General features: G+C 68.5%; 16 protein-coding genes. All 16 read left to right on the top strand.

Features of this window, described 5'->3' with window-relative positions; genetic code table 11:
* The first annotated feature begins 66 nt into the window (after positions 1-66).
* The 16 genes from ABMA10_RS16365 to tuf all read left to right on the top strand — a co-directional run bounded on the left by ABMA10_RS16365 (position 67) and on the right by tuf (position 21,486).
* Positions 67-1,308: an FHA domain-containing protein gene (locus ABMA10_RS16365; protein ID WP_347867105.1), complete on the top strand. Its 1,242-nt coding sequence runs from the start codon at positions 67-69 to the stop codon at positions 1,306-1,308.
* Between the two features lie 139 nt (positions 1,309-1,447).
* Positions 1,448-1,720, top strand: coding sequence for a hypothetical protein (locus ABMA10_RS16360; protein WP_347867106.1), 273 nt, complete (start codon positions 1,448-1,450; stop codon positions 1,718-1,720).
* Positions 1,720-3,270, top strand: a complete 1,551-nt coding sequence (locus ABMA10_RS16355) for a hypothetical protein (RefSeq protein WP_347867107.1) — start codon at positions 1,720-1,722, stop codon at positions 3,268-3,270. The genes ABMA10_RS16360 and ABMA10_RS16355 overlap by 1 nt, the downstream gene beginning before the upstream one ends.
* 857 nt (positions 3,271-4,127) lie before the next feature.
* Positions 4,128-4,754 (top strand): hypothetical protein, encoded by a 627-nt coding sequence (locus ABMA10_RS16350; RefSeq protein WP_347867109.1) that lies wholly within the window; start codon positions 4,128-4,130, stop codon positions 4,752-4,754.
* A 104-nt stretch (positions 4,755-4,858) separates the two neighbouring features.
* Complete coding sequence (locus ABMA10_RS16345) at positions 4,859-9,379, top strand: FtsK/SpoIIIE domain-containing protein (RefSeq protein WP_431030691.1); 4,521 nt, start codon at positions 4,859-4,861, stop codon at positions 9,377-9,379.
* A gap of 120 nt (positions 9,380-9,499) precedes the next feature.
* The gene (locus tag ABMA10_RS16340) at positions 9,500-9,796 is read left to right on the top strand and encodes a WXG100 family type VII secretion target (protein WP_347867111.1); all 297 of its coding nucleotides are present in this window, start codon (positions 9,500-9,502) and stop codon (positions 9,794-9,796) included.
* 162 nt (positions 9,797-9,958) lie between these two features.
* Positions 9,959-10,780 (top strand): PP2C family protein-serine/threonine phosphatase, encoded by an 822-nt coding sequence (locus ABMA10_RS16335; protein WP_347867112.1) that lies wholly within the window; start codon positions 9,959-9,961, stop codon positions 10,778-10,780.
* Between the two features lie 10 nt (positions 10,781-10,790).
* Positions 10,791-12,080, top strand: coding sequence for an FHA domain-containing protein (locus ABMA10_RS16330; protein ID WP_347867113.1), 1,290 nt, complete (start codon positions 10,791-10,793; stop codon positions 12,078-12,080).
* A gap of 2 nt (positions 12,081-12,082) precedes the next feature.
* A complete protein-coding gene (locus tag ABMA10_RS16325) occupies positions 12,083-13,732 on the top strand; it encodes a serine/threonine-protein kinase (RefSeq protein WP_347867114.1) in 1,650 nt (549 codons plus the stop codon).
* A gap of 22 nt (positions 13,733-13,754) precedes the next feature.
* A complete protein-coding gene (locus ABMA10_RS16320) occupies positions 13,755-14,561 on the top strand; it encodes a hypothetical protein (protein ID WP_414693611.1) in 807 nt (268 codons plus the stop codon).
* A 155-nt stretch (positions 14,562-14,716) separates the two neighbouring features.
* Positions 14,717-16,633 carry an Ig-like domain-containing protein gene (locus ABMA10_RS16315; RefSeq protein ID WP_431030690.1) on the top strand — a complete coding sequence of 639 codons (1,917 nt, stop codon included), beginning with the start codon at positions 14,717-14,719 and terminating at the stop codon, positions 16,631-16,633.
* Entirely contained in the window at positions 16,624-16,764 is a 141-nt protein-coding gene (locus ABMA10_RS16310; protein WP_431030689.1) for a hypothetical protein, read from the top strand. The genes ABMA10_RS16315 and ABMA10_RS16310 overlap by 10 nt, the downstream gene beginning before the upstream one ends.
* 346 nt (positions 16,765-17,110) lie before the next feature.
* Entirely contained in the window at positions 17,111-17,485 is a 375-nt protein-coding gene (gene rpsL, locus ABMA10_RS16305) for a 30S ribosomal protein S12 (RefSeq protein WP_347867121.1), read from the top strand.
* Positions 17,485-17,955, top strand: a complete 471-nt coding sequence (gene rpsG / locus ABMA10_RS16300) for a 30S ribosomal protein S7 (RefSeq protein ID WP_347867122.1) — start codon at positions 17,485-17,487, stop codon at positions 17,953-17,955. Before rpsL ends, rpsG begins: the two co-directional genes overlap by 1 nt.
* 88 nt (positions 17,956-18,043) lie before the next feature.
* Positions 18,044-20,158: an elongation factor G gene (fusA, locus tag ABMA10_RS16295; protein ID WP_347867123.1), complete on the top strand. Its 2,115-nt coding sequence runs from the start codon at positions 18,044-18,046 to the stop codon at positions 20,156-20,158.
* A 137-nt stretch (positions 20,159-20,295) separates the two neighbouring features.
* Entirely contained in the window at positions 20,296-21,486 is a 1,191-nt protein-coding gene (gene tuf, locus ABMA10_RS16290) for an elongation factor Tu (RefSeq protein ID WP_064296705.1), read from the top strand.
* The last annotated feature ends 102 nt before the right edge of the window (positions 21,487-21,588 follow it).

Raw genomic sequence — 21,588 nt, 5'->3', positions numbered from 1 at the left:
CTGGACGGTGCGCCATAATCGATGCGATGCCGTCTTCGGTCGACGGCTCTGGGGGAGGAACCACCGATGAGATCGCCCGAACTCACCGACACCGGTCTGGATTTCGACGTCGCGGGGACCGCAGACGATGTCGTCGCGCTGGTCCAACGGGCGGTCGCCGCATCCGGCGACGGAGCCCAGACGACCAGGCACTACGTCACGATCGACGGCGGGACGAGTGCCGACATCCGCTTGCGCGTCGTGTCGGTCGACGACCCGGCTCCGCTGCTCGCGTTCGCGATCACGACGGCCAAGTCTGCGCGAGGGACGGCGGCCTCGACCTTCATCATGCAGCACAGCGTCCAGAAGCGACGGCGCCAGCGTTCCCTGCACGGCGAGGAACCGTTCCTGTCGTTCCTCCGTTCACTCGCGGCGCTCGTCACCGACTCCGACGACGGCGCGTCGACCATGCTGCGCGTGCACGGAGCGCGGACGGTCCTGTCTCCATCACAGACGTCGCTGCCGAACCATGCTTCGGCGTCGCCTGCACCGGCGGGCGGGTTCGTGCCTGCGCCGGGTTTCGCAGCGGAACCGCCGGTACCGACCGTGCAGGCGGCTCCGCAGCCGATGGAGGCGACCGTCTCCCGGCCCGCGACGACCGACGCCCCGGCGGTCCCCCCGGGACTCGAGAGCAGGCCGGCGGCGCAGCAGGTTCCGGCGGCGCTGCCCGCGCCGGAGGTCTCGTCGCCGCCCGTTACGCCGCCGCCGTTCCGCCCACCCGCACCCACGGTCGTCGCCCCTGAGCCCCCGCGGGCAGGGTCGACATCGTCCGTCGCGCCTGAACTGCAGATCACCGTGCCCCCAGGCCTCATCGGAAGTGCTCCCGTGGATCCGGTGCGATCTGTTGCCGAAGGCGCGTCGGATCATGCTCCTCGCCAGGAGGGGCCGACGTCGGCCGCCGAGTTCGATGCGACCGTCGCTGCAGCCTCCCTCCTGGCCGGCGACGTCGTGCTCGAACTCCCGGACGGCGAACGGATCGCCCTCCGGCGCGCCATGCTCATCGGCCGGAACCCTGGGGCGCGTCCTGAGCATCCGGACGCGGAACTCCGTGCCGTCGTGGATCCCCGCATGTCGGTCTCGAAGACGCACACGGCCGTGGTCCCGGGGCGCCGAGCGATCCGCGTGACCGATCTGCACTCGACGAACGGGACGACCATCACGGACGCCAGAGGTTCGGTCACAGCCTGCCGGCCGGGCGAGGCCTATGTCGTCGAGCCGGGGTCGATCATCGGGATCGGCGAGTTCCCGATCCGCGTCGTCACCGTCTGACCACGCAGTCGCCCGGCTCATGGGGAGTGCTCCCCATCGTCCGACGCTGACGGCTCGGATACGCTGAGCGACGAACATGCCGCGGACGTCTGCGGCACGATGGTGCGGGTGTCCTGCGCCGGAGGTACGAAAGGGAATCATGAGCGAGCAACCACTCGTGGTCGACGGGGACCAGATCCTCGCCGTCGCAGCACCGCTGACGCCGAGCGGGTCCGGCCTGCCGCAGAACATCACCCTCGACTTCTCGGGGAGCTGCAGCAGCTCGGTGACCGCCGCCGCGGAGAGCTTCGCGATGTGGGTCTCCGTGCACGTGTCGCTCGCCGGGAGCGCGATGGTCGAAGCCGGTCGCTCCGCGAGTGACATCGTCACCGCCTGGGAAGCCACGGATGCGCAGATGGGAGCTCAGGGCTGATGGCGAACTGGACTGCGGACGACCCCGGCAGGATCGACTCCGGCGCGCTCGGGACGACCGCGACGACCATCCAGACGACCGAGACGAGCCTCGGGGAGGCACGTACGGCGGCGCTGACCGCGCAGTCGGGTGTCTCGGACGCCATCTGGACCGGCGATGCAGCCGTCGCCTGGGTCTCCTCGTTGTCGACGCCGATCGGCAAGATCGACGCCGTCGTGCCTGAGATGGCGGCGGTTCGCGATGCGATCGCGACCTATACGACGACCGTCGACGGCATCAAGTCGCGAGCGAACACCTACGCGGAACAGATCGTCCAGGCGAACCTCGTCGCGCTCCGACAGTTCATGGACCCCATGGGCGGACCGGACCCGACTGAGCAGGCACGACGCGATCTTGAGCACCAGACCGCCGTCACTGAACGCGGGACGGCCGAGCGTCTGCTCGCAGCCCTCTCAGAGGAGCGGGAGACAGCGGACGCCGCCCTCGTCTCCGCTCTGTCCTCGCCGGGAGGCGACAGCTGGGATGCTCAGCAGGCAGCGCTGGCTGCGATCGGGATCACTTCGGCGGCGGACCTCACTCCGGCCAACATCGCCCAGGGTATGGCCGACATGGCGCACGAGCTCGGGCATGGCTCCTTCGAGCCCGAACTCGCCACGCAGTTGCAGTCGCTGTATGCGCTCTACGGCAACGACCCGTCCGTCATGGCGCAGATGAACCTCGCGCTCGGTGGCGAGGACCTCATGTCCCTCATCAGCCGGATCGACGACGCTGGTGCGAACGGGTGGTTGGCCCCCGGCGCAGCCCTCCTCCTCGCGCAGTCGGTGCGTGGCGGACTCTCGGTCGGTTCGCAGCGCTGGACCTCCGCCGTCGGCCAAGGTTTCGCGGACGACCTCTGGGCCGGAGCCGCGAAGGAGTACGGGACGGGGAGTTGGACCGGCCTCGCGTTCCTCTTCGGCGACGAGGGCGACGACACGATCGGGCTCACGACGACGGTCGGCCTCGCGAACCTCGCCGACGAGTATGAGCGCGGCCTGCCGGGCGCCACCGAGGGCTATCCGGGTCCCGGACAGGGCATCCTCGGCCCTGACGGCTTCCTCGCGATGGCTGAGGCGGACCAGGCCGGGTACGACGTGAACCGCCTGGGCGATTGGACCTCGCGCGTGTTCAGCACACTGGGCGAGTATCCCGAAGCCGCCATGGACTGGCTCACCGACATGGGCGACGATCGCGTATCGCGATGCGCCGATCTACCCGGACGAACCGTACGATTCGTCGCACCTCGGTCCGAACCGTGTCGAGTACTGGTTCGGTCGGCGGGACTCGAGCCTCGACGGCTTCGAAGGCGTCCTCGCGATGCTCGCCGGCGCCGAGGCGGTCCCCGGCGGTCCCATGGACCCGAACCCCGAGCGGTATTCCGAGCAGGCCTGGCTGGACACGGCGACCCTCACGCACAACGCCATCCACGCGCTCGTCGGGGAGCCGAGGGACACGACCGACGCCGAAGGCTACGTCGAAGGGAACCGGTTCTTCTCCGAGGACAGCATCGGTGAGCTCGGAAGCGTGAAGCTCGCCCAGGTGCTCGCGCCGCAACTGTCCGGGCTCGTCGAGGAACCGATCATCGACCCGCGCGAGAATGCCACTTCGCTGACGCAGGCGACCACGCAGATCAACGCGTTCGGCATCACGGTCGACGCCGACGGCAACCCGGTCCCGCCGCGGACCTATGCGAACCTGTCGTCCGAGACGCTTGCACGCATCCTCGGGATCGCGGGCAGCACCGACGGTGGTGCGGACACCCTGCAACGGGTGATCTCGGGCTACCAGGAGACGGTCCTCGGCGCGGCCGAGCTCGGCGTGTACAACCCTGCCGACGCGATCACCCGTGTGACGCTGATGCAGGCCGTGCTCGACGGCAGCACCGACGGCGCCGACCTCAGTTCGGCGAACCGGCACGATGAGGCCGTGTCCTCGGCGATCGGCGTCGTCGAGACCGGCGTCGGTTTCCTGCCGATCCCGGGGCTCGACAAGCCCGTCGGTGCGATCGGCGACGACATCGCGGAGAAGATCGTCAGCGAGGGTGCCGGGTATGTCCGCGGACAGCTCACCGATGCTGTCTCCGGGGCGGCGACCGAGGCCTGGGGGCAGAGTCACGAGGATCTGCTGACCGGCCTCGCGGACTTCGACGACGCCAGGACCTGGACCGCGAGCGTCCATGCTGCGCAGATGCTGGTCGCCCTCGACGTCGTCGACGTCCCGCCGCCGACGTCGAACGATCCGGCGGACCTCGTTGCGTGGGTCGAGGACAACGAGGATGCCTTCGACGCGGCGTTGAACTCGCCGAACGGCAACGTCCAGACCGTCGGCGCGTTGAGCGGACAGTATGAGGCGTATTACCGGCAGTACCGTGATGCCGCTGAGGGTTGAGGGTGCGGCGGGCCTCGCAGGGCTCGCCGTCGTGCTGACCGTCCTCACCGGGTGTTCGCCGACCGCGCCGCAGCCGCTCCCGACCGCGAGTTGGAGCGGTGCGACGCCGAGTGGGCAGCTCGATGGGGATCCTTGGGTCGTCGCGACCCGTGCAGCCCTGGAGGCGGAGGCGATCGCCCGCAACCGCAACGACTTCTCGCTCCCGGCACTGACCGCGACGACCGGGTCGGTGCTCCGCGACCGGCTGTACCAGGCTGCTCGGGATCGCATCGGCAACGGGCAGCGCACGGACGTCCTTCCCGGCCCGACGCCGTTCGGCGCGGTCGAGGTCGAGGCGTCCGACGACGGGGAGTCTGCCGTGGTGCGCGGGTGCCTGGCGAGTGACTGGGCGTCGCCTGATGGGGCGGTGCCGGCCGAGCTCGAGTCGCTCGGGGTCGAGTTCCGCCTCGAGCGAGGCGACGACGGCCCGCAGCTCACCGACAGTCTCTCCCTCAACAGCCTCGACTGCGACAGCGTCGAGCTGCCCGTCTCGCTCCTCGTCCCGGCCCCCGAACCGTCCGAGGTCGGGGACCCGGCCGAGATCGTCCGCCCCGAGAGCTCGAAGGGCTGACGCCCGGTCCGGGCCGCTCCTCGATCCGGTGTCGTCGCTAGGCTGGGCGGACCGTAGCCGGTCCGGCCGGACGACGTTCGACTCTCTCGTATGAAGGATCCTGCATGCGCATCAAGCTGACGTTGACGAGGCCGTCCGGGGCGTCCTCCGACATCGTCGTGACGACGGACGCCGCGGCGAGCATCGCCGAGGTCGCGTCGACGATCGCCCGGGTCGATCCGCTCGGTCCGGACTCGGCGAGTGCCGACTTCACCCTGCATGCGCGCCTGCCGGGCTCGACAGAGACCCTGCCGCTGCCACCGGAGGCGCCCATCGGCGAGGCCTGGGTCGGTTCCGGAGCGGTCATCGAACTCGCCGACGCCGGCGTCTACTACTCGTCCGCCCGCACGGGCCAGGCGCCGGCTGTCGCGGTGGTGCGCGTCCTCTCCGGCCCGGAGGCCGGCCGGGAGTTCACGCTTCCCGCCGGCAGCTGGACCATCGGGCGTGAGGCGGGCAGCGACGTCGTCCTGGACGACCCCCTGGTGTCGAAACGGCACGCGAGACTCGAGGTCGGCGGCGAGATCGAGCTCGTGGACCTCGGGGCCGCGAACGGCATCGTCGTCGACGGCGGGATCGTCCCGCGCGTGAAGGTGGTCGAGCGCGAGCGGGTCCTCATCGGCGACACCGAGGTCGAGATCGGTTTCGCGGGGTCGGTCGGTCGGGCCGGCGTCGTCCCGAAGGCCGGACCAGTGTACTTCAACCGTTCACCCCGCGTCGAGCGGCGGTACGCGGGGGAGACCTTCCCGGCGCCGGAGCCTCCGTCGGAGCGCGAGGACCAACCGTTCCCGCTGCTGGCGATGCTCACGCCGGTGATGCTCGGTGGCGCGATGTACTTCATCACGCGGAACCCGATGTCGCTGCTCTTCATCGCGATGACGCCGCTGATGCTCATCGGCAACTTCATCACGGGGCGAGGCCGCAACAAACGCAAGCTCAAGAAGCAGATCAAGCTGTTCGACGAGCGGCTCGAGTCGCTCGGCAAGCAGCTCGCCGCAGAACGCGAGACCGAACACGACGTCCGGATGCGCGAGGCGCCGTCGACCTCCGAGGCACTCCAACAGGCGCTGACGAGAGGGCCCCTGCTCTGGACGAGGCGTCCTGAGCACTGGTCGTTCCTCAACCTGCGTCTGGGGGTCGGCACCATGCCGTCGCGCAATGAGGTGTCGTCGAAGGCCCGCGACGGCTTCCTGCCCGAGTTCCAGGAGCGGCTCGACGCGCTGCAGGAGCAGTACGCCACGGTCGCCGATGTGCCCATCATCGACAACCTGTACGACGCGGGTGCGCTCGGCATCGCCGGCTCGCCGCAGACCGCGGGCGGAGCGGTCAACGGCATCCTCGTCCAGTTGACGGCCCTGCACTCGCCTGCGGAGCTCGTCGTCGCCGCGATCGTGTCGCCAGCCTGGTCGAACGCGCTCTCGTGGGTGAAATGGTTGCCGCACGCGTCCTCGCCGAACAGCCCGCTCGACGCCGGACATCTCGCAGACAGCGGCGCCAGCAGCAACGTCCTCCTCTCGGCGATCGAGGAGCTCGTCCAGACACGACTGGCGACGGCTCGTGCCGGCGACGCTCGGCGCGGTGCCATCTCGGAGAAGCAGGCGGCCCAGGAGCGTGGAGCCGACGTCGGGACGAAGAGCTCCAACGACACCGGCACCAAGTCGCCGATCCCGGCGATCGTGCTGCTCATCTCCGACGACGTCAGCGTGGACCGGGCACGGCTCGTCCAGCTCGCTGAGATCGCCGCTGACGCAGGGGTGTTCCCGATCTGGATCGGCGACGACGTCGCGTCGCTCCCGGCAGCCTGCCGCACCTTCCTGCAGGTGCCCGAGTCCGGCTCCGGAGTCGATGCGCCCGCGACCGTCGGCATGGTGCGCCTCGGGTACGCCGTCGACGACGCGCGTCCCGAGTTCGTCGACCCGGTGACCGCGCTCGACTACGCCCGCCGGATGGCCTCCGTGATCGATGCCGGTGCGCTCGTCGAGGACTCCAGCGATCTGCCTCGATCGGTCTCGATGGTCACGCTGTTGGGATCGGAGCTGTCCACGTCCAGTGACGCCGTGGTCGACCGTTGGCGTCAGAACTCCTCGATCCACGACCGGACGCCGGGCAGGCCTCCGAAACCCCGCCGCGCCGGGCAGCTGCGCGCGACCGTCGGGTCCGGAGGTGTCGATGCGATGCACCTCGACCTCCGCGCCCAGGGGCCGCATGCACTCGTCGGTGGGACGACGGGCGCCGGCAAGAGCGAGTTCCTCCAGGCCTGGGTGCTCGGTATGGCCGCCGAATACAGCCCGGACCGGGTGTCGTTCCTCTTCGTCGATTACAAGGGCGGCTCGGCCTTCGCCGACTGCGTGACGCTCCCGCACTGCGTCGGTCTCGTCACCGACCTGAGCCCGCACCTCGTGCGCCGCGCCCTTACGAGCCTCCGCGCCGAGCTGCACTTCCGTGAGCACCTGCTCAACCGCAAGAAGGCGAAGGACCTGCTGGAGCTCGAGAAGCGCGGCGACCCGGACTCCCCGCCGGCGCTGGTCCTCGTCATCGACGAGTTCGCGGCGCTCGTCGGCGAGGTGCCGGAGTTCGTGGACGGCGTCGTCGACATCGCCCAGCGCGGTCGCTCGCTCGGCATCCACCTGATCATGGCGACGCAGCGGCCCGCTGGCGTCATCAAGGACAATCTGCGCGCGAACACGAACCTCCGGGTGGCGCTGCGCATGGCGGACGAATCCGACAGTCAGGACGTCGTCGGGGTGAAGGACGCCGCCCACTTCGACCCGGGCGTGCCTGGCCGCGGCATCGCGAAGACGGGGCCCGGTCGGCTGAGCATCTTCCAGTCGGGCTACGCCGGTGGCTGGACGAGCGACGAGCCGGAACGGTCCGACATCGAGGTCCGCGAGCTGCGCTTCGGTGGGGACACCCGTTGGGAGGAACCGCGACCAGCCGATGCGGAGGAGGAACGCGACCTCGGTCCGACGGATCAGCAACGACTCGTCGCGAGCATCATCGCCGCAGCGGACCGGGCTTCCATCCCCGCGCCTCGGCGACCGTGGCTCGACGAACTCGCGCCCGTCTACGACCTGAGCAAGCTCCGTCAGCGCTCCGACGCGGAACTCCTCATCGGCGTGGCAGACCTGCCGGACTCCCAGGAGCAGCGTCCGGTCTACTTCCGGCCCGATGTCGACGGTCACATCGCGGTCTTCGGCACCGGCGGTTCAGGGAAGAGCACTGTCCTCCGGACGCTCGCCACGGCTGCGGGCATCACCCCGCGGGGCGGCCCCGTCGAGGTGTACGGACTCGACTTCGGCGCGGGCAGCCTGCGCATGCTCGAGGCGCTGCCGCACGTCGGTTCCATCATCCCGGGCGATGACCAGGAGCGCGTCATCCGCCTCCTCCGGCGGATCAAGGACATCGTCGACGAGCGCTCCGTGCGCTATGCCGAGGCGAACGCGTCCTCGATCACGGACTACCGGCGGGTGACGGGCGCAACCGACGAACGCCGGATCCTCCTGCTCGTCGACGGCTTCCAGGCGTTCCGCCAGGAGTACGAGACGACGCTCGGGTTGTCATCCTGGTACACGCTCTTCCAGCAGCTCATCACCGACGGTCGGCAGCTCGGCGTGAACATCGCCTTCTCGGCCGATCGGCCGGGATCAGTCCCGACGAACATCAGTTCGGGGGTGCAGCGACGCGTGGTCCTGCGGCTCGCCGACGAGACGGGCTACCAACTCCTGGGGGTGCCGAAGGACATCCTCGGCCCGGAATCGCCCGCGGGTCGAGCGATCGTCGACGGCCTCGAGGTACAGGTCGCGATCCTCGGCGGGTCGCCGGTGCTGTCCGACCAGTCGCTCGCGACCACTCGACTCGCCGATGCGATGTCACGCGCCGGAGCGACGATCGTCGCACCGCCTGTCGGTGCACTGCCGAAGGAGATCGAGGCAGCGTCGCTGCCCGACCGCGTGGGGGACCGGCCGACGCTCGGCATCGGTGACGCGGACCTCGGTCCGATCGGATTCGACCCGACCGGCGCCTTCCTCGTCGGAGGCCCACCCGGGAGCGGCCGGACGAACGCCGTCGCGGCGCTTGTCGGAGCGATGCGACGCTTCGACCCCGCGACGAGGTTCGTGTACTTCGGCTCGAAGCGGTCCGATCTGCTGCGCGAGCTCCGGTTCGACGAATCGGCGGTCACTCCGGAGACGATCGCCGAGCAGGCCAAGGCGTTGTCGGCGGCCATCGCGGCCGAGACGGTCACGAACCGCACGGTGGTCGTCATCGAGACCATTTCCGACTACCTCAACGGCATTGCCGACCCGCCGCTCGTGGAACTCATCAAGGCCATCAAACGCAGCGACCACCTGGTGATCGCCGAGAACGAGGTGTCCGGCTGGTCGTCGTCCTGGCCGCTCATGGGCGAGATCAAGAGTGCTCATCGCGGCATCCTCCTGCAGCCGGAGCAGATGGAGGGCGACCTCGTGTTGCGGACGACCTTCCCGCGTCTGGCCCGCAAGGACTTCCCGCCGGGGCGTGGCATGTACGCGAACCGCGGCGCCCTCGCTCGGGTGCAGCTGCCCATCGCGCCCGAATTCCCCATCGACTGACCGATCGGGCATCGCGCCCGGTGCAGATGGGGAGTGCTCCCCATGGGCACCTGCACGGGCGTGTGGTTACATGATGAAGGCATCGAAGGTGCCTGTGACGACAACGAAGGAGCACGACCCATGGCTAACATCAACGTCAACTACAACGAGATCAAGCAGGCAGCCGTCAACCTGACGACCGGTAAGGGCGAGGTCGAGACCACGCTGAACCGTCTGCAGACGCTCATCAACAACCTCGTCTCCTCGGGTTTCCAGACCGACACCGCGTCCGGAACCTTCAACGAGACCGACACGGCCTTCACGCAGAGCGCGACGGTCACCATCCAGCACCTCGACAAGCTGTCGGGCTACCTCAACAACGCGGTCACCACGCTCGAGCAGACCGACGCAGCGCTCGCTGCCGGCGCCGGCCAGTAAGCACCCCTCCCCAGGTCGCGCCCGGACGCCCGACCGCACGATCATCGTGCGGCGGCGGTACCGGGCGCACCGGGCAGGCCGGTCCTGCTGCAGACGACGAGGAGTGAGTAGTGCACGGCGACACCCGAACCACCGGCCCCTCGTCGAGGATGGGCGGCTGAGTTGACGACGATCGAGACCGCCCGCTCGACCCACACCCTCCGGAGCGAGGGACGTTCCGACACAGGCCGCGTCCGCCGCCTGAACGAGGACGCGTTCTACGCGGGTGCGCCGGCGTTCGTCGTCGCGGACGGCATGGGTGGGCACGAACGCGGCGAGGTCGCGAGTCGTGAAGTGGCGGCTGCGCTCGAACGGGGTATCCCGCTCGGCACCCCGACCACCACCGAGGCGGTCGTGACGACCATCGTCGCCGCCAATGCGGTCATCCGCAGCATCCCGACTCCCGGTGGAGTGATCGGTACGACCGTGGCGGGCCTCGCGCTCGTCGCGTTGTCCCCGCAGACCGACCTCCACTGGATGGTCTTCAACGTGGGCGACTCCCGCGTCTACACCTGGGCCGACGGTGCCCTCCGACGGATCACGGTCGACCACTCGGCCGTGCAGGAACTCGTCGACGCCGGCTCGATCACGGAGGCCGAGGCCCGCGAACACCCTGATCGCAACATCGTGACGAAGGCGATCGGCGTCGAGGCGGGGATCGACCCCGATGTCTGGCTGCTGCCGGTCGTGGGTCGCCAGCGGTTCCTCCTCTGCTCGGACGGGCTCACCGGCGAGCTGTCCGACGAGGGCATCGCCGAGGTCCTGTCGCAGGGGTTCGAAGGGGCCGCCGATCGACTCGTCGAGCTCGCGCTGGCGGCCGGCGGACACGACAATGTGACGGCGCTCGTCGTGGATGTCGTGTCGACCTCGCTCATGTCGGCAGGTCCCGGCTACGATGACGCGGGTGGTCTCGGGTATCTTGAAGAGACGATGCCGCGAGGCTAGAGGGGTGGCCGTGTACTCGTACGAAATGGAACCGGCCGAGGTTCGACGCTGGCTCGCGGTCGCAGCACCGGGCAGGTTGGTCCTCGTCGACGCCCAAGGGGACGCCGCCGCGGCCGCATCTTTCGCCGCAGATCTGCCCGCAGACGCACCGCTCGCCGTGGTCCTCGACCGCCTGGCGGCGGGCGGGCTCTCGAACACGCCGGCCTTCGCAGCCGCCGTGTGGGACGATGCCGGTGTCACGGTCATCGTGCGAGGACTCGCCGCCGCTGTCGTCACCGGCACGTCCGGCACGACGACGGTCGCCGGTGGCCGCGCAACGACCTGGGTGGAGGAACACCACTCGGATGCGGTCAGCGTCACCCTGCGCAGTGACCAGCCGAACCCGTCCGGAGTGCGACTGCCGCTCGGCTCCGGCGCCGTGTGGACGACCTCGATCACGGCGGCGCTCGACGACGAGGTGCTCGCATCCGCCGACGCGACCACGCCGGACATCGTCGAGGCGCCGGCGAACCAGCCGACGGCCGCCGAGCAGCTCGCAGCCCCGCCTGTCGCACGGCCGGACGCACCGGCAGCGCTAGCCTCCGGAGGGTCCGACATCCGGCCCGAGCTGCCGGAGACGCCCGTCGCCCCCGTGGTGGCGGTGCCCTCCGTCCTCGACACGCAGTTCTTCCACGACGAGGACGACGTCGTCGAGGCGCCGACCGCTGTCGAGGAGCCCGTCGACGAGGGCTACGACTTCCTCTTCGGTCAGACCGTGTTGCGGCCGGTCGGTGCCGCGGCGGTCGACGAGGCCGGCGACGCCGAGCGCGCGGCCGCCGATCAGCCGGAGACGGCCGCACCCGAACCTGTGGCTTCCGACCTCGGCGACCATGACGGCCACACGATCCTCGCGGAGGATCTCGCGGCACTCCGCGCCCGTCGCTCGGCCGAGGCGGAATCGTCGCCTGCCGTCGCGATGCAGGCCCCGCTGCTCACCTGGATCGAGCTGCCCGGCGGAACGCGGCAGTCGCTCGCCTCGCCCGTCATCCTCGGTCGCGCGCCGAGTGTCTCGCAGGTCCCGGCATCCGTGGTGCCGACACTCGTGACGCTCGCGGGCGACGACATCTCACGCAGCCACGTCCGCGTGGCCGTCGAGGGCGGCACCGTCGTCGTCACGGATCTGCATTCCCGCAACGGCACCCAGGTGGTCCTGCCCGGTCAAGCACCGCAGTCACTGCGTCCGGGGGAGCCGACGCCCGTGATCGTCGGGACGGTCATCGATCTCGGTGGCGGCGTGGCACTCCGCGTCCGAGAGGGTTAGACGTGCGCCGTTCCCCCTCCCAGCCACCCGCGATCCCGGGGTTGCGCTTCGAGCGCCAACTCGGCGCCGGTGGGTTCTCCGACGTCTTCCTCTACGAGCAGCAGCTGCCGAGGCGCCAGGTCGCCGTCAAGGTGCTCCTCGCGGAACACCTGAGCGAGCAGACGCGGGAGGCCTTCGTCGCCGAGGCGAACCTGATGGCGCAGCTGTCGGCGCACCCGTACATCGTCACCATCTACACGGCGGACGTCGCGCCGGACGGTCGCCCGTACCTCGCGATGGAGTACTGCGCCGGACCGAGCCTCGCCGAGCAGGCGAAGCTGCGCCGGTTCGCCGTGGCGGATGCGCTCCGCACCGGTGTCCGTCTGGCGAGCGCGGTGGCGACGGCCCACGCCGCAGGCATCCTGCACCGCGACATCAAGCCGGCCAACGTCCTCACGAACGCGTACGGGTGGCCGGCGCTCACCGACTTCGGCATCTCGCAGGCGGTCGAACTCGAGACGCCGTCATCGGCGATCGAGGGACGAGGCGACGACGTCGGTTCGACCGGCGCTTCGGGCACCCAGACCGTCGGGCTCTCGATCCCGTGGTCGCCTCCGGAGATGTTCGAGGACGAGCCGCGGCCCGATGTCCGCTCCGATGTCTTCTCCCTCGCTGCGACGGTCTACACCCTGCTCGCCGGCCGCACACCGTTCGAGGTTCCCGGGCAGTCCAATGGTGCAGCCGATCTGATCAGCCGCATCGAGCGCGGTGCTGTGACCCCGCTCGGTCGCGATGACGCGCCCGCATCGCTCGTGGCCACGCTGCAAAAGGGCCTCGCGAAGGACCGGGCGCACCGCTTCGAGACGGCCGTCGACTTCGCGCGGGCGCTGCAGCGCGTCGAGATGGAGCTCGCATACGCTCCGACGCCGATCGACATCCCCAACCTCGTGCAGCCGCAGTCGCCGGGCACGCGTCACGACGTGCAGGGGAGCTCCTCCGAGGAGACCCGTGTCCGCCAGGTGGCGACGGTGGAAGCCCAGCCGCGTCCGGGTGAGCAGCCCAGGATCGGCGAGGAGACGGTGGTCCGCGGCGCCGGGCCGATCGTCCAGCCGATCCGGCAGGCGGCGCAGCCCGCCGGGAGCGCTGGATTCACGATCCCCGACGAGACGGTCCGGCGCGAGCGGCTCGAGGCCTCGGCGACGGGAACGGACCTGCCGCCGGTCCACGACCAGGCGGCCGACGAGGTACGGACTGCCAGGCGTCGCCGTCGGACCCGGCTGCTCGTCGTGTGCGGTGTCGTGGTCCTGGCGGCGGGTGGCATCGCAGCAGGAATCGTCTGGCAGGGATCCTCCGCTGATCCGCAGCCGACGACCGCTGCGACCGGGGCGCCGATCCAGCTGAGCGACGTCCCCTCGCCGAAGGCGTTCGGCGTGAACATCAGCGAGGACGGTGGCATGGTCACGTTCATCTGGGACAACCCGGATCCGCAGGACGGCGACTCGTACATCTACCAGGTCACGAGCGGCTCGAAGAACGCGCCCAAGGTGCCGACGTCGACGTACGCCGTCGACCTCGCGCCGAGTTCGCCGGGGGCGCAGCTCTGCATCGAGGTGGTCATCGTCCGCGGCGGTGTGACCTCGCCGGAGCCACTCGAGATGTGTTCGCAGCAATAGCCGCGTCAGCGACGTCCGGGCTGTGAACCGCACACGAACCGTCGACGACGAACAGCACGACCACGACCAGCAGGGGGAGAGCACCATGAGTACCGACGAGACGGCGACGAAGACGGCGGTCCGCGTGGAGTTCTGCGGCGAGGAGTACGCCGTCGATGCGGGCACTCCGTTCCTCATCGGGCGCGAAGGAGACCTCGTCGTTGACGAGAACCCGTTCCTGCACCGCACCTTTCTGAGCATCACGTTCGACGCCGGCCTGTGGCGGCTGACGAACATCGGGAACACCCTGTCCGCGACGGTCACCGACACGACCGGCAACGTACAGGCCTGGTTGGCACCCGGTGCGCGGTTGCCGATCGTCTTCCCCGAACTGCAGGTGCTGTTCAGTGCGGGCACCACCACCTACGACTTCACCATCACCTCGGACCTCGAGTACTTCACCCCGTCGCAGTTGTCGACCACGACGGCCGGCACGACGACCGTGGGGCCGATCCATCTGACGAGCAGCCAGCGTCTGCTGATCGTGGCGCTGGCCGAGGACGTGCTCCGGCAGGCCTCGCCCGGGCGGGGGGAGATCCCGGCGTCCGCGGCGGCAGCAGCCCGGCTCGGCTGGAGCCAGACGACCTTCAACCGCAAGCTCGACAACGTCTGCGACAAGCTCGACAAGTTCGGTGTGCAGGGACTCAGGGGCGGTCCCGGCAAGCTGGCGACCGGACGGCGCGCGCGTCTCGTCGAGTACGCCGTCTCGACCAGACTCGTCGACACGAGCGATCTCCCGCTGCTCGACCACGCCGACCAGGCGGTTGACGGCCAGGCGTCCCAGGCCTGAGTCGCCGCTGCAGCCCGCCGGACGTCAGGGGGCAACCACGTCAGGGTTGCCCCTCGGATGACGTTTTTCTGTCGCACATGTTTGTTAGAGTGACTCCGCGTTTGCAGCGTGGAGCATGGACCGCTGCCTGACCGAACAATCTGTCTTGGGGGATCGTGAGCAACTGGAGCGGCTGGCTGCGCAAGCGCAAGACCGCGGCGTCGATCACGGCACTGTCCGTTCTCGTGGCGGTCCCGGTGACGGCTGCGCTCATCCACCAGGGTTTCCCGGTCACCGAGGTGGACCTCGAGTCGCGCGACGTCTGGGTGACGAACGGCGAGTCCCTCCTGGCCGGACGCCTGAACGACCAGATCTCCGAGCTGGACGGGGCCGTATCGACGGCCTCTAACAACGCCGATGTGCTGCAGAACGGCGACGACGTCTTCCTACAGGACAAGGCGCTGTCCTCGCTCGAGCGCATCGACCCCGCCTTCACGAGCCTCATCCAGCGCGTCTCGCTGCCGACCGGCGCGACGGTGCGATACGGCGGTGACCGGCTGTCGGTCGTCGCAGGTGAGACCGGCAAGCTGTGGTCGGTCGACGCCGCGGGTGAACTGCGCTTCGATCCGACCGAGACGAAGCCGATCATCTCCATCGGGAAGGCCGGCCAAGCGGTCGTCACCTCGACCGGCACCATCCTGGCCGTCGCTCCGGCGAAGCAGCTCCTCTACCGCATCATGCCCGACGGCACCAAGACGGAGTCGAAGCTCCCGAAGCTCGACGAGTACCAGCTGAGCGCTGCCGGAGAGCAGGCCGTCATCCTCGACCTGAGTCGCGGCGAACTCGTCAAGCAGGACGGCTCCACCACCGAGCTCCCGGGGGAGCCGCTCAAGATCCAGGAACCGTCGGCCGCCGACGACTCGGCCGTGATCGCGACCGGAGACTCGCTCGTCCGCGTCCCGCTCGGCGGTGGGGATCCCGTGGTGCTGGACGCCGACGTGCTCACCGCGGCGACCAGCGCGGCCGAGGTCACGGCGCCCGTCTACCTCGACGGCTGCATGCACGGCGCCTGGGCGTCCTCGAGCCGGTACGCCGCCGAGTGCGCCGACAAGAAGCCCATCATCGCCGACATCAACCCCGAGACGATCGGACAGCAGCTCGTCTTCCGGGTGAACCGGTCGGTCATCGCGCTCAACAACATCCAGACCGGCAACTCCTGGCTCGTGCAGGCCAACATGCGCCTCGTGGACAACTGGGACGAGGTCACCCCGCCGCAGGAGGAGGATGGCGAGGAGGGCGACGAGAAGGCCTCCGAGCAGTCGTTCGAGGATACGCTCGCCGAGCGCACCGAGGAGAACCGTCCGCCGATCGCCCGCGACGACACCTTCGGCGTCCGACCCGGTCGCGCCACCGTGCTCCCGCTGCTCGACAACGACTCCGACCCCGACGGAGACGTCCTCACGATCCAGAACCACAGCGATGTCGCCACCGAGTCGGGCACCCTGGAGTACATCGACGGCGGGCGGGCGCTGCAGTTCACCCCGGCCGAAGGCTTCGTCGCAGGGACGACGTCGTTCCGGTACTCGGTCAGCGACTCTTCGACAAGTGGAAGCTGGAGGCACCCGAGCTCAGCACCGTGCAGGTGGATGTGGTCGCGCCGTCCGATGCCGTCGCGACGGTCGGCGGGGTTGAGCTCACCGATGTCGAGCCCATCGCCGAGGGCTCGTACCAGTTGCGCGCGCTCCCCGGCACCTACGACGTCGCCCTCAGCGAGAGCGACTGGTACGCCGCGGAGGCGACGACGGCCACGGCTCAGGGCTTCGGGCAGACGGCGGAGGCGGCCACCCTGGCGGTCACACTCACCGATGCCGGCACGACCGCCGTCGAGGAGGCTGTCAACGCCTACATCGACGGTTGCGGCGCCGCGACCGACCTCGCGCCAGAGGGTTGCCCGTTCGAGATCCGCAATGACACGGGCTACACGCCGTCGGGTGTCGCGTGGAAGTTCGACACGCGTCCGACCTTCACGATCGGCGAGTTCTCGGGCAGCGGTTGGAGCGTCGACTCGGAGACCGTCGGTCGCATGTCGATGACCTGCACGCTGACCGACCCCGCCACCGGCCAGACCGGCCCCGGCTACAGCATCACGCCCGTGGACTTCATCGTCGGCGGCACGATCGACGGATTCACGGACGACGGAGCGACCTTCGTCCCGCTCTCGTAGCACACCAGCTGAACGGCCCCTGGGAGCACAGCTCCCAGGGGCCGTCGACGTTTGACCGCAGGGCGCCCACCGGCTATTCTTGTTTGGGTGTGCGCGCTGTCGCGTGCTCTCGTGCTGTCCAGGTTCTCCGGATCCTGACGCAGGGGAGCGAACGACCGCCAGCACCATCGGGTGGATCCCGGCCGAGCCTGTCTCGGCAGCAGATCGCCCCCACGGCATACCCACCACTCAGACGACGCGCATTCGCGCGGTGTCGGTGGGTCCATACGACCTCGTGGTCCGGGAGACCGGTACACGAATGCTGCAGTACCACTGTCACCGTGCAGTCATCATCAAGGAGCAAGTAGTGCCAACCATTCAGCAGTTGGTTCGGAAGGGCCGTAGCCCCAAGGTCACCAAGACCAAGGCGCCCGCCCTGAAGAGCAACCCGCAGCAGGCGGGCGTGTGCACCCGCGTGTACACCACCACCCCCAAGAAGCCGAACTCGGCAATGCGCAAGGTCGCCCGCGTGAAGCTGCGCAACGGCACCGAGGTCACCGCGTACATCCCCGGCGAGGGCCACAACCTCCAGGAGCACTCGCTGGTCCTGGTCCGTGGCGGTCGTGTGAAGGACCTCCCCGGTGTCCGTTACAAGATCGTCCGTGGCGCCCTGGACACGCAGGCCGTCAAGAACCGCAAGCAGGCTCGCAGCCGCTACGGCGCGAAGATGGAGAAGAAGTAATGCCTCGCAAGGGTCCAGCTCCGAAGCGCCCCGTTGTCGCCGATCCCGTATACGGCGCCCCCATCGTCAGCCAGCTCGTCAACAAGATCCTGCTGGACGGCAAGAAGGGCCTCGCCGAGCGCATCGTCTACGACGCACTCGAAGGCGTCACCGCCAAGAACCAGGCAGATGCCGTCGTCACGCTGAAGAAGGCGCTCGACAACGTCCGTCCGACCCTCGAGGTGCGTTCGCGCCGCGTCGGTGGTTCCACCTACCAGGTGCCGGTCGAGGTCAAGCCTCACCGCGCCAACACCCTCGCCCTGCGCTGGCTCGTGAGCTACGCGAAGGGTCGTCGCGAGAAGACGATGACCGAGCGTCTCCAGAACGAGATCCTCGACGCATCGAACGGTCTCGGTGCAGCTGTCAAGCGTCGCGAAGACACGCACAAGATGGCTGAGTCGAACAAGGCGTTCGCGCACTACCGCTGGTAGTCGCCGCCGGGCAACGAGGGCGGACGATCCGTCCGCCCTCGTGCCACCGAGTGAACAAGCTCACCTTTACCTATCCCCGGAGGACCCCGTGGCACAAGACGTGCTCACCGACCTGAACAAGGTCCGCAACATCGGCATCATGGCCCACATCGATGCCGGCAAGACCACCACCACTGAGCGCATCCTGTTCTACACGGGCGTGAACCACAAGATCGGCGAGACCCACGACGGCGCCTCGACGATGGACTGGATGGCACAGGAGCAGGAGCGTGGCATCACGATCACCTCTGCTGCGACGACCTGCTTCTGGGACAAGAACCAGATCAACATCATCGACACCCCCGGCCACGTCGACTTCACGGTCGAGGTCGAGCGTTCGCTCCGCGTCCTCGACGGCGCAGTCGCGGTGTTCGACGGCAAGGAGGGCGTCGAGCCCCAGTCCGAGACCGTCTGGCGCCAGGCCGACAAGTACGACGTCCCGCGCATCTGCTTCGTCAACAAGATGGACAAGCTGGGCGCCGACTTCTACTACACCGTCGACACCATCATCAGCCGCCTCGGTGCGAAGCCGCTGGTCATCCAGCTCCCGATCGGTGCCGAGTCCAACTTCGAGGGTGTCGTCGACCTGGTCGAGATGCGCGCACTCACCTGGCGCGGAGACGCCAAGGGTGACGTCGAGATGGGCGCCAAGTACGCCATCGAGGAGATCCCGGAAGACCTCAAGGAGAAGGCGGCGGAATACCGCACCGCACTCCTCGAGGCCGTCGCCGAGACCGATGACGCACTCATGGAGAAGTACTTCGGCGGCGAAGAGCTGACCGTGGCCGAGATCAAGGCAGCGATCCGCAAGCTCACCGTCAGCAGCGAGATCTACCCGGTCCTCTGCGGCTCGGCGTTCAAGAACCGCGGCGTGCAGCCCATGCTCGACGCCGTCATCGACTACCTCCCCTCGCCGCTCGACGTTCCCGCCATCGAGGCGCACGACGCTCGCGACGAAGAGAAGATCGTCGTCCGTCACCCCGACTCCACCGAGCCTTTCACCGCGCTCGCGTTCAAGGTCGCCGTGCACCCGTTCTTCGGTCGTCTCACCTACGTCCGCGTCTACTCGGGTCGTCTCGACTCCGGTGCGCAGATCATCAACTCGACCAAGGGCAAGAAGGAGCGCATCGGGAAGATCTTCCAGATGCACGCCAACAAGGAGAACCCGGTCGACTTCGTCACCGCGGGTCACATCTACGCGGTCATCGGCCTGAAGGACACCACCACCGGTGACACCCTGTCCGACCCGCAGAGCCAGGTCGTCCTCGAGTCGATGAGCTTCCCGGAGCCCGTCATCGAGGTCGCGATCGAGCCGAAGACCAAGGCCGACCAGGAGAAGCTGGGCACCGCGATCCAGAAGCTGGCCGAAGAGGACCCGACGTTCCGCACCGAGCAGAACACCGAGACCGGCCAGACGGTCATCAAGGGCATGGGTGAGCTCCACCTCGACATCCTGGTCGACCGCATGAAGCGCGAGTTCAACGTCGAGGCCAACGTGGGCAAGCCCCAGGTCGCGTACCGCGAGACGATCAAGCGCAAGGTCGAGAAGTACGGCTACACGCACAAGAAGCAGACCGGTGGTTCGGGTCAGTTCGCGAAGATCCAGTTCGATCTGGAGCCGATGGAGGTCACTCCGGAGACCACCTACGAGTTCGTGAACGCCGTGACCGGTGGTCGCATCCCGCGCGAGTACATCGGCTCGATCGATGCCGGCTTCCAGGATGCACTCCAGGTGGGTGGCCTCGCCGGCTACCCCGTGGTGGGCGTCAAGGCCATCATCACCGATGGTGCGGCGCACGACGTCGACTCCTCGGAGATGGCGTTCAAGATCGCCGGCTCGATGGGTCTCAAGGAGGCCTACTCGCGCGCCAACCCCGTCCTCCTCGAGCCGCTCATGGCGGTCGAGGTGCGTACTCCCGAGGAGTACATGGGCGACGTCATCGGAGACCTCAACTCGCGCCGTGGACAGATCCAGTCCATGGACGACGCCACCGGCGTCAAGGTCATCCGAGCGAACGTGCCGCTCTCCGAGATGTTCGGCTACATCGGCGACCTGCGGTCCAAGACCTCGGGCCGCGCCGTGTACTCGATGACGTTCGAGAGCTACGCGGAGGTCCCGAAGGCTGTTGCCGACGAGATCATCCAGAAGAACAAGGGCGAGTAGTCACTCAGTCTTTGCCGTGATCCGGCCGGGTGTGCGAACACCCAGCCGGATCACGTAACATGAATACACATCCTGCAGTGCGTCGGGCATCGAATGGTGCCCTGGAGCTCTGCACAACGTCCTGAGGAGGACCCACAGTGGCCAAGGCCAAGTTCGAGCGGACCAAGCCGCACGTCAACATCGGAACGATCGGTCACGTCGACCACGGCAAGACCACGCTCACCGCAGCGATCTCGAAGGTCCTGGCGGACAAGTTCCCGTCGGCGACCAACGTTCAGCGCGACTTCGCGTCGATCGACTCTGCGCCGGAAGAGCGTCAGCGTGGTATCACGATCAACATCTCGCACGTCGAGTACGAGACCCCGAAGCGCCACTACGCGCACGTTGATGCACCGGGTCACGCCGACTACATCAAGAACATGATCACCGGTGCTGCGCAGATGGACGGCGCGATCCTCGTCGTCGCCGCCACTGACGGCCCGATGGCACAGACGCGTGAGCACGTGCTGCTCGCCAAGCAGGTCGGCGTTCCGTACCTGCTCGTCGCCCTCAACAAGTCCGACATGGTCGACGACGAGGAGATCCTGGAGCTCGTCGAGCTCGAGGTCTCCGAGCTCCTCGCTTCGCAGGGCTTCGCTGAGGACGCACCGGTCGTTCGCGTCTCGGGCCTCAAGGCTCTCGAGGGCGACGAGAAGTGGGTGCAGAGCATCCTCGACCTCATGGACGCCGTGGACGCCAACGTCCCCGACCCCGTGCGCGACAAGGACAAGCCCTTCCTCATGCCGATCGAGGACGTCTTCACGATCACCGGTCGTGGAACCGTCGTCACGGGCCGCGCCGAGCGTGGCACGCTGGCGATCAACTCCGAGGTCGAGATCGTCGGCATCCGCCCGACGCAGAAGACCATCGTCACGGGTATCGAGATGTTCCACAAGCAGCTCGACGAGGCATGGGCCGGCGAGAACTGTGGTCTCCTGCTCCGTGGCACGAAGCGCGAGGATGTCGAGCGCGGTCAGGTCGTCGTCAAGCCGGGTTCGGTCACGCCGCACACGAACTTCGAGGGCACCGCGTACATCCTGTCCAAGGATGAGGGTGGGCGTCACAACCCGTTCTACGCGAACTACCGTCCGCAGTTCTACTTCCGCACCACCGACGTCACCGGCGTCATCACGCTGCCCGAGGGCACCGAGATGGTCATGCCCGGCGACACCACCGACATGACCGTTGAGCTGATCCAGCCCATCGCCATGGAGGTCGGCCTCGGCTACGCCATCCGCGAGGGTGGCCGCACCGTCGGCGCCGGCACCGTCACGAAGGTCCTCGCATAGGTCTCAGTACCCATGTGAGTGCCTGACCGGCCGTTCGCGGCCGATTCGGTTCCACACGAAGGGCCCGGAGCTTCTGCTCCGGGCCCTTCGTCGTACCCGGAA

It is taken from the genome of Plantibacter sp. RU18 (assembly GCF_050613355.1).
GTDB lineage: Bacteria > Actinomycetota > Actinomycetes > Actinomycetales > Microbacteriaceae > Plantibacter.
The sequence above is the reverse complement of the archived record's forward strand: the minus strand, read 5'-3'. Positions and strand labels throughout refer to the sequence as shown.

What these genes read in the sequence shown, in the direction of transcription:
- ABMA10_RS16365 (WP_347867105.1), top strand. Translation starts at nt 67, where the DNA reads ATGAGATCGCCCGAACTCACCGACACCGGTCTGGATTTCGACGTCGCG.
- ABMA10_RS16360 (WP_347867106.1), top strand. Translation starts at nt 1,448, where the DNA reads ATGAGCGAGCAACCACTCGTGGTCGACGGGGACCAGATCCTCGCCGTC.
- ABMA10_RS16355 (WP_347867107.1), top strand. Translation starts at nt 1,720, where the DNA reads ATGGCGAACTGGACTGCGGACGACCCCGGCAGGATCGACTCCGGCGCG.
- ABMA10_RS16350 (WP_347867109.1), top strand. Translation starts at nt 4,128, where the DNA reads ATGCCGCTGAGGGTTGAGGGTGCGGCGGGCCTCGCAGGGCTCGCCGTC.
- ABMA10_RS16345 (WP_431030691.1), top strand. Translation starts at nt 4,859, where the DNA reads ATGCGCATCAAGCTGACGTTGACGAGGCCGTCCGGGGCGTCCTCCGAC.
- ABMA10_RS16340 (WP_347867111.1), top strand. Translation starts at nt 9,500, where the DNA reads ATGGCTAACATCAACGTCAACTACAACGAGATCAAGCAGGCAGCCGTC.
- ABMA10_RS16310 (WP_431030689.1), top strand. Translation starts at nt 16,624, where the DNA reads ATGTCGATGACCTGCACGCTGACCGACCCCGCCACCGGCCAGACCGGC.
- rpsG (WP_347867122.1), top strand. Translation starts at nt 17,485, where the DNA reads ATGCCTCGCAAGGGTCCAGCTCCGAAGCGCCCCGTTGTCGCCGATCCC.